Source organism: Terrihalobacillus insolitus (genome assembly GCF_028416575.1).
GTDB lineage: Bacteria > Bacillota > Bacilli > Bacillales > Amphibacillaceae > Terrihalobacillus > Terrihalobacillus insolitus.
This window is the reverse complement of record NZ_JAMQKB010000035.1, coordinates 1-17,269: the sequence shown is the minus strand read 5'-3', so window position 1 is coordinate 17,269 and position 17,269 is coordinate 1. Positions and strand designations below refer to the sequence as shown.

Below are 17,269 nucleotides of genomic sequence, written 5' to 3'. Positions count from 1 at the left end.
CGCAGGGAAGTCTATGACGAAGCAAGGAAGAAACACCCTGAGCGTTGGGCAAGAAGCGTAAGAAATTGGAGACCACATGAACAAGTAGCACTTAATCCCATACGAGAGGAGGAGAAAGTGAAATCATTGGGGCAATCATAATATCCCTTTTTCCCTAGTGATGGAAGTCAAAAGCATGATCTTCCTTTTGACTTCCATCACTAGGCCAGCAAGCGTGTCGCGGTAGCTTTGTCTGATGAGGGATTGAAAAATTAAAAACTAAAGCAATAAAATGCGACAACTATATTGACAAACACCGCCCCGATACACAATTGGAAAAGTAACCAAGTTAACAAATCATAATTGCCCGAAGGTACTGATATTAGATGGCTCTTCATATGACCGAAACCGCAGTAAATCTGTTGAACTGTTAGCCCGTTGTTTTGACCACGCATCCCACGTGGTATGGTCACAGTGACGACCCGAATTAGTACCATTTTTGAATTTTTCCATACTTACTGTGACAATCAGTTAAACGGGTTTTTCAAGTGCGAAAATTGAGTTATACATAATATTACTTAGATAACCAATATACTATCCAAAAATTCGTCAGTTACTTTATATTCTTTGGGTCTTTGTTTAACAACTTTAACATATCCTTTATCTTCTAAGTTACTCATTATTTGATTTACTTTATACCTTGATTTATTAGAAATTTCCATTAGCTTAGTTACAGGAAAATTTGTTTCATCATTAACAAATACACTAAGGTGAGTCATAATTCGCAATAATTCCGCTTCCTCTATTCTCTCATTCCAAGTATCACTTTTAAATGATTCTTTAATTCTTTCTATTTTTGACAAATTTATTTCCAAGTCTTCAATAATTCCTTCTTGACCCGAGGAAAGCAACTCTAGCATATCTATTAAATAAAAGGTCATTTCACCTTTATTTAAAGGAGAAGGAATTTCTTCAAGAGCTTTATAATACTTAGATTTGTTCTTATTGACAGCATAGGAAAAAGTTATAGCTGAATATCTCTCTAAATATCTGGATAAGTAACTACACGCTAATAAACGTCCTGTCCTTCCATTTCCATCATAAAAGGGATGTATATACTCATAATAATAGTGTGCAACCATGTACCGGTATAATTCTGAATGTTGTTCATCATCAAGATAATTTATTAAAGCATTTAGTGACTCAATAATTTTGACTTCCGTACTAAGACCTATATGAGTTGTTTTTGTTCCGTCATTTATCTCTACATACCCTTTTCTAAATAATTCACCATCAGGTTCATCATTTTTACCAATTTCGTCTGAAACTAAATCATCATATAGCATCCTAAAATCAGATATTTCTGTAAATGGTTTAATTTTATCAATAAACAAGTAAGTTTTCATTAGCCCTTTAAACCTTTTACGTTTTTTGTCTGATCTTACTAAATCACCTAATACTTCTTTTAATTCCTTCTTGGTACTACGAATACCTTCTATCTCATTATTACTTTGTGCTTCATTAACAATTAGTTTATGGAAATAGGGTTCTACAACAAAATTAGGAAGCTTACTAATTAATGAAGAAATCTTTGAACTATTTATCAATACTTGGTTATTTAAAGACATTAATTTATGAGTATTTACATAAAACAATTCGTAGGATTCATTAATTCTTTGCTCTTTTCTAAACCCTCTGATTGTTAAAGAGGTTAAATAGCTACCGTAACTATTTTTTCTTTTATCTATTTCATTTTTATAATATTCATTACCTTCTTTATAAAAAATCTTTGTTAATTTTTCATATCCCACAATTACCACCTCCCTTATTTTAAATTATCGCCATTTTTTAAAATTATATAACTATATACATATATTTTGCAATAAATTTATATAGTTTTTAATTTATTGCAAAATATATTTAAAATATAGTCAAATTATTCTTAAAAATTCTTTAAAAAAAGTCTAATAAACATACTTTAATCGTAACTGAAGGTATGGTCACAGGGACAACCCGAATTTTGTCGATTTTTTAACAGTTAGGGAGCATGGGAGCGGTTGTTGTGGGTGACGACGTGATAAAACGTGGAAACGCTTTACAAAAATACAAAGTAGTTGAGAGGTCAGTTAGTAATTACTAGAACTTCTCCTTTCAAAACAGAACGACAGTATGGTGATACCATCGCCATCTAGATTGTTCAAAATAATATGGTAAGATAACTAGCTGTTATGGACTTAAGTCGAGAATTTATACTACATTCATTAAGACATACCAAATTACTTCTTTCAGAGGCAGGCTGGCGTACACTCGAATAAACTTTGGACAGACTTGGCCATTCAGATGATCAAATCTCAAAAATGTACAATACTTCCACGTCACCCATAAAATAAAAAAAGAAGCTCCCCGAAAGTTTCATCAACTTATGAGAGGCCTCCATTAGAATCCTCATTTCACTCAGAAAATCTTATATATCTATGGCTGGAGGACATAATTACATCATGCCTTCGTAAGATTAAATTAGTCAACACCTAGTAATGAGGGTATTATAAGCATACTCATATCACCTTTCAACCTTCGACAAATTTCGGGGCGTCACTGTAATTTCGGGGCGTCACTGTGACAAAGCTTTATTCTTTCTGTAATACAATTATCGATTATCAGCTAGGAAAACAATACCTGCTGACTTCCTTGCCTTTTCGTATACTTCCATAACAGAATGTGTGTAATCCAATAAATGGCTACAGCGGTCAAAGTCTTTATTATCAAAGATCTCTTTGAATGCAAGAAGTTCATAATATAAGGAGTTAATTGTTGTTTGGCTATTTAGCCGAACCTCTTTATCCTTTAAATGCAAGATGACATTTTGGCAACCGTTCGCGCCATTTTCCACGTGAAGATAACCATTTTTTCCCTGAATGAGGACAAAGTTCATACTTCTCGTATCTTTAGCTCCAACACACTCTGCGATGAAGTTAGGATATTTCATTAGTAGTACTCCAGATGTGTCTATTCCATTTGGATGTTTATTCGCTGCATAGTTGACTGACTGAGGGACACCAAATAAATTTAACACAAAGTGCAGGTTGTAAATGTTGATATCTGCTAATGCACCACCTGAAAACTCAAGGTTAAACACGTTCGGTGTTTCTCCTCTTAGTAATGCATCGTATTTACTAGAGTATTGGCTATAATTACATTGAACTAATTTTATCTGTCCCAATTTACCGACATATTGTTTAATCAATTGATAATTCGGTAAATGAATGGTTGTAATCCCTTCGAACAACATTAATTCATTTTTTCTAGCAAGTTCCATAAGACTTTCTGTTTCATGGACTGTGGAAGTAAAAGGTTTCTCACAAATGACATGCTTTCCATTTTCCAACGCTCGATGCGTATGCTCATAATGCAAGCTATTCGGAGAGGCTACGTAGATAAAATCAATAGTAGGGTCAGAAAAAAGCTCTTCTAGATCCGTATAGATTGTTCCTACCTGATATTTTTCAGCTAATGGTTTAGCTGTTTCTTCCTTGCGGGAATAGATTGCTACGCATTCTGCATCAACTATTTCATTTAGGGCTGATAAGAATGTATCTACTATAAACCCAGTTCCAATCGTTCCTACCTTCATGTTTATCCCCCCCAATTGTTAACAAACATTTCCTTAGCTCTATTGTACAAGAACATTAACAAAAAAATAAGAATTAAATTCCATTTTAAAAAGTGACGTCACTTTTTCTTTTCTAAACCCTTTTGAAAAATTCTCGATAAATTACTAGAAAAAAATCTATAAATAAGTTCTTTAAGTAACGGGGGCGCGCGACAAGTTCTGCTATAAACGCTTTGTAGCGTGAAATGCAGGGAATTCGTTTTACAGATTCTAACTTTACAACGGAGATAGACAAGGTGAAAATGTTCCACCTTAAAGGGACTGACAAACTTTTGAATGTAAGGGTCTAAAGTTAGAACATGTAAAACTATGTCTCAACTAACGTTGGGGCGTGTGGTGTAGAGTGAAACTGCTCCCTCTGAAATACACTATACCGGACAATGGAGGTATCAAACTCGCAAGCTTAAAGGAAGCATCTACGTCAGAATGGATAGCTACGTTGTAAGGTACTTGGGAAGCAAGAAACGTTGAAACAAGGACTGTACATCATCAAAACACTAGTAAAATTGAACAAGGATTATACTAGAGCATAGCATCCAAACTAAAAAGAGGTTCTCCATAAGTTATAACTTAATGGAAAACCTCTCTAAAAAGCTTAGCTACTAATATCGGTCACTTTTTCGGACATTAAAATAATCAGTTACCATAGTTATGAACGTTGATTCAAAAAGGTTTTAAAACCCAGATTACATCATGCCGCCCATACCACCCATGCCGCCCATGTCTGGCATGCCACCGCCGCCAGCGCCTTCTTCTTCTGGCTTGTCAGCAACTACTGCTTCTGTAGTTAGGAACATTGCAGCTACGGATGCAGCATTTTGAAGTGCTGAGCGTGTAACTTTAGTTGGATCCACAATACCAGCTTCAACCATGTTTACCCACTCTCCAGAAGCTGCGTTGTAACCAACACCTACTGCTTCACCTTTTAAGCGTTCCACGATAACGGAGCCTTCGAGACCAGCATTGTGTGCGATTTGACGGACTGGTTCTTCTAAGGCGCGAAGAACGATGTTTGCACCTGTTCCTTGATCACCTTCAAGCCCTAGTCCTTTTACCTTGTTATAAATGTTTACTAAGGCAGTTCCACCACCAGCAACAATACCTTCTTCTACTGCAGCACGAGTTGAGTTTAGTGCGTCTTCGATACGAAGTTTACGCTCTTTCAATTCCGTTTCGGTTGCAGCACCAACTTTAATTACAGCTACACCACCAGCTAATTTAGCGAGGCGCTCTTGTAATTTTTCCTTGTCAAACTCTGAAGTAGATTCTTCTGCTTGTGCACGAATTTGAGCAACACGAGAAGAAATGTTTTGCGGGTCACCGCTACCTTCAACGATTGTTGTGTTTTCTTTTGTTACAACAACCTTAGAAGCGCGACCAAGTTGGCCGATTTCAGTGTTTTTGAGTTCTAGTCCTAAGTCTTCTGTAATTACTTCTGCACCTGTCAAGGTTGCAATGTCTTCTAGCATCGCTTTACGACGATCACCAAATCCAGGAGCTTTAACAGCGACTGCATTAAATGTACCACGAAGCTTGTTCACCACTAATGTAGCTAGTGCTTCCCCTTCTACATCTTCAGCAATCATAAGTAGTGGTTTACCTTGTTGTACGACTTGTTCTAAAACTGGCAGTACTTCTTGGATATTGGCAATTTTCTTATCCGTAATTAAGATGTACGGATCTTCAAGGCTAGCTTCCATCTTATCTTGGTCAGTAACCATGTATGGAGATGCGTATCCACGATCAAATTGCATACCTTCTACTACTTCAAGCTCTGTGTTGAAACCTTTGGATTCCTCAATCGTAATAACACCATCGTTCCCAACACGTTCCATTGCCTCAGCAATCAACTGCCCTACTTCATCATCACCAGAAGAAATAGCAGCGACTTGTGCAATAGACTCTTTTCCTTCAATTGGCTTTGAAATGCTACGAAGCTCTTGTGTTGCTACTTCAACCGCTTTTTCAATTCCACGGCGAACCCCAACTGGATTTGCACCAGAAGCAACGTTTTTCAATCCTTCTTGAATCATTGCTTGAGCAAGAACAGTTGCAGTAGTTGTACCATCACCAGCAACATCATTTGTTTTAGACGCAACCTCTGACACAAGTTGTGCACCCATGTTTTCAAAATGATCTTCTAACTCAATTTCCTTTGCAATGGTTACCCCGTCATTTGTAATAAGTGGAGAACCGTATTTCTTATCTAAAACAACATTACGCCCCTTTGGACCTAATGTAACTTTTACAGCATTGGCAAGAGTGTCAACACCACGAAGCATTGCACGTCTAGCTTCTTCACTAAATTTAATTTCTTTAGCCATTTAAATGCCCTCCTTATTAAATCAAAAATTATGGTATGTCGCTCGTTCTTCGCTGTTTTAGCCGATAACAGCTAAAATGTCGCTCTCACGAAGAATTAAGTATTCGTTTCCTTCGTACTTGACCTCTGTTCCAGCAAACTTAGAGAAAATAATGAGGTTACCTTCAGCTACTTCTGGTGCAACTCTTTCTCCGTTTTCTGTTACACGTCCAGTACCTACTGCCACCACTTTCCCTTCTTGCGGTTTTTCCTTAGCGGAATCTGGAAGCACAATACCACTTGCAGTTTTTTCTTCTTGCGCTACAAGTTCAATCACAACGCGATCACCTAGTGGCTTTAACATGTTTGAAACCCTCCTTAACAAATTATTCCTTTGTTGTTGTTAGCACTCATCGCATGTGAGTGCTAACACATTTATATAATAATGAATTTCAATCTCTTTTGCAAGAGAAGTAAATTATTTTTTAAAACTTTTTTCTGTATGATGAAATAGAAAAAAGACGGCAAAATAAAAAAACAATCTATACTATGATAAAATACAATAGACAGATTTAAGCATGTTAAAAAAGGGTAAGGAATAAACATCTATTTAGTAACGTTAGCAGGACTTGGTTACTACCAATTAAACAAATTCACATAATCATTCATCAAAAGGAGTCGTTTTACTTTGCCTCAAAGATACTGGTACGTCATTTTAACTTATATTCTGATGCAGCTATCTAGCGTAATAGCCGTCCCGATTATTGAAACTTTTGGTGTCACAAGACTAAATGCAATGGTAGGTTGGAGTGTATTTAGTTTCTTTCTAGCTTTACTTGTTGTACTGTATTTGTTGAAAGAAGACATGCAAAAAGGTAGTGAGCGTGGCGCAGCAAAAATCGGCAATGTTATCTTGTGGTGTATTGCAGGGGTATTTATGGCTTACATTGCTCAATATGCTGCAGTGTTGATTGAAACATATGTCTTTAAAATTGAACCTGCTTCAGAAAATACAATGAACATTATGCAAATATCGAAAGCAGCACCGATTTTTATTATTGTACCTGTGTTGATTGCACCAATATTAGAAGAAATTATTTTTAGAAAAATCATATTTGGTTCATTATATGAAAGAATGAACTTACTACTTGCGGTAATTGGATCTGCGCTTATTTTCGCATTGATACATATGGAGCCGACGCATCTACTCATCTATTCTTCAATGGGACTCGTTTTTGCTTATCTTTATGTAAAAACAAAAAGGATCATTGTTCCTATTGTGACTCATATGGCGATGAACACTATTGCAGTGATTACGCAATTTAATTTAACACCAGAAGACTACGAACGAATGCGAGAACAGATGAAGCAATTACAAATGATACTTATAGGAGGCTAATCATTATATGAGAACATCACCATTGTTTATGGCTTCCTTGTACTTTTTCATGGGAGTTGTTTTTACTTATATTGGAACACAAAGTGCAAGCAATACAGTATGGAATTTCACAACGATCATTTTGTCTGTCGTGGCTACCTTTGATTTCGTTGTTGCGATTCGACTTTTCCTTTTACATTTTAGGATTAAAAAAACAAAAAGAAAGAAAAAATAAACGTGGCAAGAAAGCTTTGTACAATGCTTTCTTGCCACGTTTCACTCGTTACCTCTTGGTTACTCTTTAAAACCGTTGTGATCTTCATGCTCCCCTTCTAGTGGGTAATGTTTTATAAAATAAACAAGCGCCTGGAGCTCAATAGCAAGGTCAATATGATGCACCCGAATCCGTTCAGGAACCGTAATTCTTGCTGGCGTAAAATTCAAAACCCCCACAATACCTGATTCCACTAATCTTTCGGCTATTCCTTGAGCTTCTGATGATGGAACAGTTAAGATGGCCACACTTGCACTGCCCAATTTCTCCTCTAATTGATCGATATGGTAAATTGGTACGCCACCAATATCCGTTCCAACCTTTTTCGGGTCTGCATCAAAAGCTAATTCAATTTTGGTATTGTTATTCTTCATAAAATTATAATGTAAAAAGGCCGTCCCTAAGTTACCAACACCGATAAGTGCGACTTTCGTTACCTCATCTTGATCGAGCGTTTTTCTAAAGAAACCCAATAAGTATTCAACATTATAGCCATAGCCTTTTTTACCTAATGCGCCAAAGTAAGAAAAATCTCTTCTAATAGTAGCGGAGTCAACTTTTACTGCTTCACTTAATTCTTTTGAGGAAACCCTTTGCTTCCCTTGATGGTGCAAGTTGTTTAAAAACCGATAATATAAGGGTAATCGCTTTGCAGTTGCTTGTGGGATTTTATTTTGCTCGCCACTCATTCTTGTTCCCCCCTGTCCTGTTCTGACTCCCGATAAAAATCGCCACTTTTCCCTCCTGTTTTTTCTAAAAGGTAGGTTTGACCGATTACCATTCCTTTATCAACGGCTTTACACATGTCATATATCGTAAGGGCTGTGGCTGATCCAGCTGTGAGTGCTTCCATTTCAACGCCAGTAGTCCCTTTTGTTTTCACTGCGACTCTTATTTTTAACTCGTAGATATCCTCAGTTATTTCCCATTCAAAAGAAATGTCAACACCAGTTAGTTGTAAAGGGTGGCACATCGGAATGATATCAGACGTTTTTTTGGCAGCCATTACACCGGCAACCTGGGCAACAGCCAATACATCGCCTTTTTTTATTTCTCTTTGCTCTATTTTTTCATAGATTTCTTTTGATACGAAAACACTTGTTACTGCTACTGCAGTACGTTGCGTTTCTCTTTTTTCACTAATGTCCACCATACGTGCATGACCTTGATTATTAAAATGAGTGAATTTATCCATTTGTAGACCTCCGTACGAGGATTAACTTCTAGTACCTTTTAAAAGTATATCAAAAAATAGTTGTAAAGTCGTGACCCTATTCACAATATCTCTTGCTACTTCTTCTTAAATTAAGATAAACTGAAAGAGCGTGTTCCTATTTGAACATGGTTGCAAAAACATTGAGGTGACAAAAAAATGATCCTAATCCAAGCGAATAATCTAACAAAAAGATATGGTGCTGAACTTATCTTATCAAATATAAAGATTGAAATACACGCACAGGATAGAGTGGCAATTGTTGGGAGAAACGGAGCCGGGAAATCTACGCTATTAAAAATAATGGCGGGAGAACTTTCTCATGATGATGGGGAAATATTTAAGCCAAAGGATGTGACAATTGGGTACCTTGCCCAAAACACAGGTCTTGAATCTCATCGAACCATTTGGGAAGAAATGGTCGTTGTATTTCAACATTTAGTAAGTAAAGAGAAAGAGCTTAGACAATTAGAACTACAAATGGCTGATCCAGATCTGATTAACGACCGCCACGCCTACCAGCAACTGTTAGACGATTATGACAAAAAACAGCAGCAATTCAAATCTGATGGTGGATATCACTATGAAGCAGACATAAAGGCCGTACTAAATGGCCTTCATTTCAACTCCTTTAACCTGAACACTCCAATAGATGCACTAAGTGGCGGGCAAAAGACTCGTTTGGCACTTGGGAAGCTATTATTGTCCAAGCCAGATCTACTCATTCTAGACGAGCCAACAAACCATTTAGATATTGATACACTTTCGTGGCTTGAAAACTATTTGAACAATTATTCTGGTGCCGTCGCGATTGTTTCTCACGACCGTTATTTTTTAGATAAAACCGTTCATATTGTCTATGAAATTGCCCGAAATCGATCGGAAAAATTTCATGGAAACTATACGAAATTTCTTGAGCAAAAGGCTGAAAACTTTGAACGTGATTTGAAACAATTTGAAAAGCAACAGACCGAAATGAAACGAATGGAACAATTTATCCAAAAAAATATTGCCCGAGCAACTACAAGTAAACGTGCACAAAGCAGACGGAAACAATTAGAAAAGATCGATCGCCTCGAAAAACCACTTGGGGATGAGACGTCAGCTAAATTTTCATTTGAAATCGAAAAACGCAGTGGAAATGATGTAATAAAGCTTCATAACTTAGGGTTCCGCTACAGCGAAAGTGATCCTTTCATTTTTGAAGATGTATCTTTTTCCATATCTAGGGGTGAGAGTTTAGCATTGGTCGGTCCAAATGGGGTCGGAAAAACAACACTCTTAAAAACCATTACTGGTGACCTAAAACCAGCTAAAGGAACGACTCAAATCGGAACCAACGTCAAAATCGGTTATTACGATCAAGAACAAGCCCGACTAACATCGAACAAAACTGTCTTGAATGAGCTCTGGGATCTATATCCAATGAAAAATGAAAAGGATATCCGGACCGTCCTAGGTAATTTTTTATTTTCAGGAGAAGATGTTTTAAAAACAGTTAGCTCTTTAAGTGGTGGAGAGAAAGCTAGACTTGCGTTAGCGAAATTAATGATGGAAAAAGCGAATTTACTTATCTTGGATGAACCTACCAACCACCTTGACTTAGATAGTAAGGAAGTGTTGGAATCGGCATTAGTTGATTTTCCTGGAACCATTTTATTTGTTTCCCACGATCGTTATTTCATCAACAAAATTGCGACTCAAGTCATCGAAATGCAGCCTAAATCCACAACTTTGTATCTTGGTGATTATGACTATTATATCGATAAAAAGCAAGAAGAACAGGAACTAGCTGCTTTAAACGATCAAGACACCAAAACGATTCAGAACAAGGATAATGATACAAAAAGCACCTTTGAACAAGATAAGGCGCTAAAAAAGGAACAACGAAAAAAAGAACGGCGGATGCAAGAAATCGAAAGGGAACTCGAACAAATTGAAACTAGAATAGAGGAGATTCAGGCTTTACTATGTAAGCCAGAGGTATTTCAAGATCATGAAAAATCACTTGAATTAACAATGGAGAACGAACAATTTGAAACGAAGCTTTTGGCCTTAATCGAAGAATGGGAAGAATTAGACAATGAATAGAGACTTTTCCTTGTTAAGGTGTTATCCAATTATGAACAAGGTTATCCACAGGTGGTTCGTTTTAATTTCGGTTTTTAACAAAGTTATACACATAATCCACAAAAACCACCTGATTTATCCACATTTTTTATTCACAAAATAAATCCCGTTAAATCGGGTACTAAGTGAATGTTATGCACACCTATCCACGGCTCCTGTGGACAACTTCTTTGGCACTCTAACAGCCTGCAACATATTATTTACAGGCTGTTTTTGATTGAGTTTTATTATCATAATCATATTTTTCTAATAGTACTCATTACAAATCCACTTTCTGGTAAAGTCGGCATTTTTACCAGACTATAGGTTACATCCTGATCTGGTACTTCATAATCAATCTTGTTAACAAGGAAATCCATAGACGCTTTCATAACTTCAAGGGTGATTCCTTCGCCAGGGCAACGGTGTCCTTTACCAGAGTCACCACCGCCTTGGGGAATGAAATCAAATAAGCTACCCTCCCACTCCGTAAATCGCTCCGGCTGAAACTCAGTTGGATTTTTCCAGAGCCTCGGATCGTGATTCGTTCCGTATATATCAAGTAAGACAAGCATGCCTTCTTCAAATTCACAATGATTCCAAATAAATTCCTTTCGTACCCTTGCCCCTAGGAAAGGACCAAATGGGTAGTAACGACGGACTTCCTGTGCAAACATTTCAAAATACTTACCATCATTTTCGGAATGGAGCCTTTCTTTATACTCTGGATGCTCATGCATTGCTAATGCTGTAAAGGTAATAAATGTTGCAATTGCTACAATCGGCCGTAAAACATTAATCAGTTCGATTGCGGCCATTTGGGTATCGAGCTTACTTCCATCCAGATTTTCGTGAAATGCCATTGCATACAGTGCTGAATCTTTCTCTGCCTTCAGCTTACCAGCTCGGACGTCTTCTATGATCCCTCTAATCCATTCTTCCGTTCTGTTTCTTGCTCTTCGGCCTTTCCAGTGGCGTGGCCCAACCGCGCCAAAGGCATCGACCATTGCACTAAAGTCTTCTGCTCGTTCTTTTACTTCTGACTCCTGCAATGGAACACCAGCCCAGTGACATGCTACCCGACATAGAATTTCCTTTGCTTCATCAAAGAGCACAATAGCATCAGCATCTTCCCATCTGCGAGTAGAAGCCTGCCACTGTTCCATCGTAAGCTCTGCTAATCGCTTTTGATGTGGAGGAGTCATTAGTGACATGAAAAGTAGTTTTCGATGAATATGCGATTCACCATCCATCGTCTGGACAGCATCCACACCAAATAACGATTTTTGAACGCGCTTCGGTACAGCACCGTTTCGCTGAAATCGCTCCGAATCATAAAACACTTTGGCCGCATTTTCCCCTGTCATACAAATTACCTTTTGGCCGAGCAAACGTGCCTCAAATAAATCAGATTGATACCGTTCTACCCTATTATTGATAAATAAATATCCTTCCTGCATAAGAGATAGACTATTATCAAGGCTTCTATCATGTGGGATTTGACCGTTATTAGACATTCATTTATCTTCTCCTTTTTCTTTTTACTAGATATTTATACCATTTGGAATTTATAAAATGGACATCCATACAGTTTAAGTATTTGATTTACCTTTGTTTTTAAACAGCATTTTTTCAAATAAAAAAATGCAGCCTTAAGGCTACACTATTTTTATTTATTTAATTTGTCTATAAGAGGATGTTCCATACTTAAAAATCTAGATTTTTCCTTTTGAGAGCTTTCTTCTTCTACCATATTCTTCAATATCCAACCCAGGATTTGCATTCAAATTCCAGCCTGCTCGATGTCCTTGTTCAAATGCTACACTCCCAGCTGCTGCAATCATCGCAGCGTTATCCGTACAAAGCGATAATGGCGGTATGAGAAGTTCGGTATCCTCATCCATGAATTTCGTTGATAACGCAGCTCGTAGGCCTTTATTTGCTGCAACACCACCAGCCACAATTACTTGCTTAACACCGAATTCTTTTGCCGCTTTATACGTTTTTGTTGTTAATACATCGACTACACTTGCCTGAAAGCTTGCGGCGACATCCTCTCGCTTTAACACTTGATTTCGTTGCTCTGCATTGTGAAGTTTATTGATTACCGCTGATTTTAATCCACTAAAACTAAAATCATAGGAACCATCTTCAAGCCATGCTCTTGGAAAGTCAATCAAAGCCTCTCCATCGGCCGCTAAACGATCAATATGTGGGCCACCTGGATAAGGGAGCTTTAATGTTCTTGCTACTTTATCATAGGCTTCACCAGCGGCGTCGTCCCTTGTTTCCCCTATTACCTCAAAGGAGCCGTGTTCCTTCATCAGAATTAATTCGGTATGTCCACCTGATACTACTAGTGACAACAACGGAAAAATAAATTCTTTTTCCAATTGATTTGCATAAATATGACCAGCAATATGATGCACACCTATGAGCGGCTTTTGCTTGGCATATGCTAATGCTTTCGCAGCGTTCACCCCGATTAGTAGTGCTCCGACTAATCCAGGCCCTTCTGTTACAGCAATAGCATCTATATCATCGAAGGAAAGTTTCGCTTGATTGATCGTCTCTTCTAGCACAATTGTGATCTGTTCCACGTGATGTCTAGAGGCAATCTCAGGTACTACCCCACCGAAACGTTTATGGCTTTCAATCTGAGATGCTACTACATTAGATATAATCTCTCTACCGTTTTTAACAATTGCGGCAGCTGTCTCATCACAGCTTGTTTCAACAGCTAATATATACTGGTTATTTTTAGTCATAATTCCACCCACATAACGATTGCATCTTCATTATTGTCCGTGTAATAATTTTTCCTCATTCCCCCTGGAACAAGGCCAAACTTTTTGTACATGCTTTTTGCAGCTTCATTTGATACTCTAACTTCTAAAGAGAGCTTATTCGCTCCCTGAATTTTCGCTTGATTAAGGACATATTGAAATAACATTTGTCCAAATTTTTTCCCGCGGTAGGCTGGGTAAATTGCTATATTCGTAATTTGCGCCTCATCTATGATCATCCACAGTCCACAATAACCAATTATTTTTTTCTCCGTTTCCAAAACATAATACGTCGCAAACTGATTCCGTTGAATTTCGTTATAAAAAATGTCCTTTGTCCATGGTTTCGCAAAAGATGCGATCTCTAATTTTAACACCTGCTCTAAATCATTCATTGTCATTTTTCGAATCCGTATCGTTGGCATGTTCACCTAGTCTCCTGTTGTTTGAGCCAATTCGCTTCTGCCTCAGCTAAACGCAAATAATTAGGAACCAACGTATGAATGGAACCTTCTGTACGGTTTTCACCAATCATAGCTAATGTAGAAGGACGTGGCGTATGTATAGATCCTTTAGGAATGGTAGCAAGGCTCCCCATATATTTCATTATATTTTGTCGATGCATTTCCATATCTTGACTCAGAAAAACAACTTTCTCCCCTTGCTCCGCCAATGATTTTAACCATTCCGCAAATAAAACATTGGTCTCTTTTTTTGACTCTACGATCTTTCCATTTCCATCACCTTTGTATAATCCTGTGTATACTAAACCCCTTCTAGCATCAAAAAAAGGGCAAATATAATCGGTTGAAAAAGCACCTTGATCGGCTAGCACCTGTAAGCTTGATATTCCTACTACTGGAATTTGCAGTGCCCATCCCATCGTTTTTGCAGTAGCAAGGCCAATACGGACACCAGTGAAAGATCCTGGCCCATTTGCGACCACTATTTTATTTATATCTACAGGTCTTGTATCCGTTTCCTTCATGAGTTGGTCAATAGCAGGCATTAGTCTAACCGAATGATTTCTTTTTACATTCGTAATGAGTTCACCTACAAGCACACCATCTTTTGTAATGGCAACACCCATGACTTGGTTAGAAGTATCAATGGCAAGTATGTTCATCGAGCAAGCTCCTTACAAATCTTTTCAAAGTAGTTTCCATGTGGGTAAAACTGGATAATTCTTTCCTGTTCATCTAACCTACGAATGATAATATCTAACCTTTTCATAGGCAAGTATTCTTTCACAAAAGAAGCCCATTCGATTACTGTAATACCGCCACGGTCAAAATAATCATCAAAACCGATATCCTCGTCGCTGTTCTCCAACCGATACACATCCATATGATAGAAAGGCACCTCGCCTTGATATTCTTTAACAATTGTAAAAGTAGGACTATTAATTGTTTTTTTGACACCAAGCCCTCTGCCTATTCCTTTTGCAAAAGTGGTTTTGCCGGCACCAAGATCACCTTCTAATGTTACAACATCACCCGGTCGCAACAATAAAGAGAGACTCTCGGCAAGTTTCATTGTCTCAAATTCCGTTTTCACTTCAAAATCTATGCTCTCCATAATCATCACCTATTTCAAGTGGTTATAGCCTAATTTGTGTAATCGACGCTTTTTCCCTTTTTCGTGTAAAAAGACGGATCCAGCATACATCGGATTCTCCTCAATATATCCAATCAATGCTATTGGTGTATTCGTCTTGTCAGCAGCCTTTTGGACATCAGGCCAATCCTTCTTTGGAACCGTTCCAATCAATTCAAAATCTTCTCCACCAAAAAGCATCCACTTCCTCTGCTCGCTTTGTCTAAAGTTCAATAAGCTTTTGTGAATCGGAATGCTTTCATAATAGAGGTGCATTGCGACTCCAGATGCTTCGGCAATTTCACTAGCCTCGCTAGCTATTCCATCACTAATATCGTTCAGTGTAACACGAGCCAATTCAGCCAATCCTGTTGCAAACTTAACCCTAGGTGATGGCATCCGATGTCTATTTATCAAGTATTTATTGCTTCTACTATTCATATCCATGTTTTCTTTTAAGACATATAACCCAGCCGCAGCGTCTCCAAGTGTACCAGTGACAAAAACAGCATCCTCACCTTTAGCAGTATTTCTATATCTAGCCTTATTATTAGCAACATAGCCAATTATAGTAACGGAAATAACCAATTCAGATCCAGATGTCGTATCTCCACCAATTAAATCCATCTCAAATTGTGAAGCAATTGATTTCATTCCAGAATAGATCTCTTGCAGTTCGTTTTCTTTCCAATGTTTTGGAACACATATTGATACAAGATAAAATGCAGGCGTACTCCCCATTGCAGCAAGATCACTTATATTAACTGCAAGTACCCGAAAGCCAATATGAAATGGATCCATAGTTTCCCGAGTAAAATGTACATTTTCTACTAGCGTGTCAACAGAAGTCACGATATCCTGATAGGGCTGTCTAAATATAGCAGCATCATCACCAGCACCTTTTATAAGACTACTTTGCCTATAATTTGATTGTTCAATCGATCGGATAAAAGAAAACTCGTCCATATAAATTGCCTCCACCATTGTCATGTTATCCTCATCATAGCAGAAAGAAAAGCGGAAAGAAAAATTAGATGTATTTCATTTAAATTTGTTCACTAAATTGAGTCAATGTTAGACTTAATCATGCTGCTTTAGCAAAGGGGTTATTCAAGGGACTTTAGCTCATCCCTTTTGGACTGTGGTTCGATAATCGCCGAGATTTCTTTTTTAAAAACCATAAGAAAAACCCTAGGAAATAGTTCCTAAGGTGATATGTATAGTGGCGGTCCGGACGGGACTCGAACCCGCGACCTCCTGCGTGACAGGCAGGCATTCTAACCAACTGAACTACCGGACCTTTAAGTAGGTTATACTTTAAAGCAAAAAAAAAGACCAAACGTGCTAATATGTACATGTAATCGTTGTTAGTGAAAGTGATTGGTTGCGGGGGCAGGATTCGAACCTGCGACCTTCGGGTTATGAGCCCGACGAGCTACCAGACTGCTCCACCCCGCGATAATGTAAAGATACTTTATCTAAAGCATCTAAGATAATAGTAAAGTCTTCTCAATCATGTTGTATAAAGTTTTGATGATGATCATATTAGAATATTTCTTAAAGTAAAGTTTGGCTTGGCGGTGTCCTACTCTCGCAGGGGCAATGCCCCAACTACCATCGGCGCTGGAGAGCTTAACTTCTGTGTTCGGCATGGGAACAGGTGTGACCTCTCCGCCATTACCACCAAACCTTCTAATTATTAGAACAAGATATAGTATATTACTTTTCAAACAAAAAAGCAAATACTTTTTATATACCTTTAAAAGTTGTCACAGGACGTGGACCCGCAGGATGCGGGTCAGATCGACGTTGTCACAGGACGTGACGTTCTTAGTCGATCTTCCTTGCTTTGTGCACCTTCAAAACTAGATAAGAATTCATACAAGATCATCAATCAATGTTGTTCGGTCTAGCTTCATGGGCAAGCCCATTCTACTTCTTTCATATAGTTAAGTCCTCGAT

Annotated in this window: 15 protein-coding genes, 2 tRNA genes and 1 rRNA gene; 3 read left to right on the top strand and 15 right to left on the bottom strand. The window is 37.9% G+C overall.

Annotated elements, in window-relative coordinates; translation table 11 throughout:
• Positions 1-557 precede the first annotated feature (557 nt).
• The 4 genes from NC797_RS17195 to groES all read right to left on the bottom strand — a co-directional run bounded on the left by NC797_RS17195 (position 558) and on the right by groES (position 6,315).
• Positions 558-1,790: a Fic family protein gene (locus tag NC797_RS17195; protein WP_272438053.1), complete on the bottom strand. Its 1,233-nt coding sequence runs from the start codon at positions 1,788-1,790 to the stop codon at positions 558-560.
• An 836-nt stretch (positions 1,791-2,626) separates the two neighbouring features.
• A complete protein-coding gene (locus NC797_RS17190) occupies positions 2,627-3,610 on the bottom strand; it encodes a Gfo/Idh/MocA family protein (protein ID WP_272438052.1) in 984 nt (327 codons plus the stop codon).
• A gap of 725 nt (positions 3,611-4,335) precedes the next feature.
• Complete coding sequence (gene groL, locus NC797_RS17185) at positions 4,336-5,973, bottom strand: chaperonin GroEL (RefSeq protein ID WP_272438051.1); 1,638 nt, start codon at positions 5,971-5,973, stop codon at positions 4,336-4,338.
• A gap of 57 nt (positions 5,974-6,030) precedes the next feature.
• Positions 6,031-6,315, bottom strand: coding sequence for a co-chaperone GroES (gene groES, locus NC797_RS17180; protein WP_272438050.1), 285 nt, complete (start codon positions 6,313-6,315; stop codon positions 6,031-6,033).
• 324 nt (positions 6,316-6,639) lie between these two features.
• Between groES and NC797_RS17175 the strand changes: the two genes are divergently transcribed.
• Together NC797_RS17175 and NC797_RS17170 are read left to right on the top strand one after the other, a co-directional pair.
• Positions 6,640-7,350 carry a CPBP family intramembrane glutamic endopeptidase gene (locus NC797_RS17175; RefSeq protein ID WP_272438049.1) on the top strand — a complete coding sequence of 237 codons (711 nt, stop codon included), beginning with the start codon at positions 6,640-6,642 and terminating at the stop codon, positions 7,348-7,350.
• A 7-nt stretch (positions 7,351-7,357) separates the two neighbouring features.
• Positions 7,358-7,564, top strand: a complete 207-nt coding sequence (locus NC797_RS17170; protein ID WP_272438048.1) for a YdiK family protein — start codon at positions 7,358-7,360, stop codon at positions 7,562-7,564.
• 59 nt (positions 7,565-7,623) lie between these two features.
• Here the strand turns inward: NC797_RS17170 and NC797_RS17165 are convergent, their stop codons facing one another.
• A complete protein-coding gene (locus NC797_RS17165; RefSeq protein ID WP_272438047.1) occupies positions 7,624-8,292 on the bottom strand; it encodes a redox-sensing transcriptional repressor Rex in 669 nt (222 codons plus the stop codon).
• The gene (gene moaC, locus NC797_RS17160; protein WP_272438046.1) at positions 8,289-8,798 is read right to left on the bottom strand and encodes a cyclic pyranopterin monophosphate synthase MoaC; all 510 of its coding nucleotides are present in this window, start codon (positions 8,796-8,798) and stop codon (positions 8,289-8,291) included. Before moaC ends, NC797_RS17165 begins: the two co-directional genes overlap by 4 nt.
• Before the next feature lie 177 nt (positions 8,799-8,975).
• On the opposite strand from moaC, the gene abc-f reads away from it, so the two are divergent.
• Positions 8,976-10,907: a ribosomal protection-like ABC-F family protein gene (gene abc-f, locus NC797_RS17155; protein WP_272438045.1), complete on the top strand. Its 1,932-nt coding sequence runs from the start codon at positions 8,976-8,978 to the stop codon at positions 10,905-10,907.
• Positions 10,908-11,182: 275 nt separating this feature from the next.
• Here the strand turns inward: abc-f and NC797_RS17150 are convergent, their stop codons facing one another.
• The 9 genes from NC797_RS17150 to rrf all read right to left on the bottom strand — a co-directional run bounded on the left by NC797_RS17150 (position 11,183) and on the right by rrf (position 16,995).
• Positions 11,183-12,442 (bottom strand): cytochrome P450, encoded by a 1,260-nt coding sequence (locus NC797_RS17150; protein WP_272438044.1) that lies wholly within the window; start codon positions 12,440-12,442, stop codon positions 11,183-11,185.
• A 198-nt stretch (positions 12,443-12,640) separates the two neighbouring features.
• Positions 12,641-13,693: a tRNA (adenosine(37)-N6)-threonylcarbamoyltransferase complex transferase subunit TsaD gene (gene tsaD, locus NC797_RS17145; protein ID WP_272438043.1), complete on the bottom strand. Its 1,053-nt coding sequence runs from the start codon at positions 13,691-13,693 to the stop codon at positions 12,641-12,643.
• Complete coding sequence (rimI, locus tag NC797_RS17140; protein WP_272438042.1) at positions 13,690-14,136, bottom strand: ribosomal protein S18-alanine N-acetyltransferase; 447 nt, start codon at positions 14,134-14,136, stop codon at positions 13,690-13,692. Before rimI ends, tsaD begins: the two co-directional genes overlap by 4 nt.
• Positions 14,137-14,138: 2 nt before the next feature.
• The gene (gene tsaB / locus NC797_RS17135) at positions 14,139-14,837 is read right to left on the bottom strand and encodes a tRNA (adenosine(37)-N6)-threonylcarbamoyltransferase complex dimerization subunit type 1 TsaB (RefSeq protein WP_272438041.1); all 699 of its coding nucleotides are present in this window, start codon (positions 14,835-14,837) and stop codon (positions 14,139-14,141) included.
• Entirely contained in the window at positions 14,834-15,289 is a 456-nt protein-coding gene (gene tsaE, locus NC797_RS17130; RefSeq protein ID WP_272438040.1) for a tRNA (adenosine(37)-N6)-threonylcarbamoyltransferase complex ATPase subunit type 1 TsaE, read from the bottom strand. Before tsaE ends, tsaB begins: the two co-directional genes overlap by 4 nt.
• Before the next feature lie 9 nt (positions 15,290-15,298).
• Positions 15,299-16,273 carry a thiamine-phosphate kinase gene (gene thiL / locus NC797_RS17125; RefSeq protein ID WP_272438039.1) on the bottom strand — a complete coding sequence of 325 codons (975 nt, stop codon included), beginning with the start codon at positions 16,271-16,273 and terminating at the stop codon, positions 15,299-15,301.
• A gap of 257 nt (positions 16,274-16,530) precedes the next feature.
• Positions 16,531-16,607, bottom strand: a tRNA-Asp gene (locus NC797_RS17120).
• Positions 16,608-16,688: 81 nt separating this feature from the next.
• Positions 16,689-16,765, bottom strand: a tRNA-Met gene (locus tag NC797_RS17115).
• Between the two features lie 114 nt (positions 16,766-16,879).
• Positions 16,880-16,995 (bottom strand): 5S ribosomal RNA (gene rrf, locus NC797_RS17110).
• Between the last annotated feature and the right edge of the window lie 274 nt (positions 16,996-17,269).

What these genes read in the sequence shown, in the direction of transcription:
- tsaE (WP_272438040.1), bottom strand. Translation starts at nt 15,289, where the DNA reads ATGGAGAGCATAGATTTTGAAGTGAAAACGGAATTTGAGACAATGAAA.
- thiL (WP_272438039.1), bottom strand. Translation starts at nt 16,273, where the DNA reads ATGGACGAGTTTTCTTTTATCCGATCGATTGAACAATCAAATTATAGG.
- groL (WP_272438051.1), bottom strand. Translation starts at nt 5,973, where the DNA reads ATGGCTAAAGAAATTAAATTTAGTGAAGAAGCTAGACGTGCAATGCTT.
- NC797_RS17190 (WP_272438052.1), bottom strand. Translation starts at nt 3,610, where the DNA reads ATGAAGGTAGGAACGATTGGAACTGGGTTTATAGTAGATACATTCTTA.
- rimI (WP_272438042.1), bottom strand. Translation starts at nt 14,136, where the DNA reads ATGCCAACGATACGGATTCGAAAAATGACAATGAATGATTTAGAGCAG.
- tsaD (WP_272438043.1), bottom strand. Translation starts at nt 13,693, where the DNA reads ATGACTAAAAATAACCAGTATATATTAGCTGTTGAAACAAGCTGTGAT.
- tsaB (WP_272438041.1), bottom strand. Translation starts at nt 14,837, where the DNA reads ATGAACATACTTGCCATTGATACTTCTAACCAAGTCATGGGTGTTGCC.
- groES (WP_272438050.1), bottom strand. Translation starts at nt 6,315, where the DNA reads ATGTTAAAGCCACTAGGTGATCGCGTTGTGATTGAACTTGTAGCGCAA.
- NC797_RS17170 (WP_272438048.1), top strand. Translation starts at nt 7,358, where the DNA reads ATGAGAACATCACCATTGTTTATGGCTTCCTTGTACTTTTTCATGGGA.
- abc-f (WP_272438045.1), top strand. Translation starts at nt 8,976, where the DNA reads ATGATCCTAATCCAAGCGAATAATCTAACAAAAAGATATGGTGCTGAA.
- moaC (WP_272438046.1), bottom strand. Translation starts at nt 8,798, where the DNA reads ATGGATAAATTCACTCATTTTAATAATCAAGGTCATGCACGTATGGTG.
- NC797_RS17165 (WP_272438047.1), bottom strand. Translation starts at nt 8,292, where the DNA reads ATGAGTGGCGAGCAAAATAAAATCCCACAAGCAACTGCAAAGCGATTA.
- NC797_RS17150 (WP_272438044.1), bottom strand. Translation starts at nt 12,442, where the DNA reads ATGTCTAATAACGGTCAAATCCCACATGATAGAAGCCTTGATAATAGT.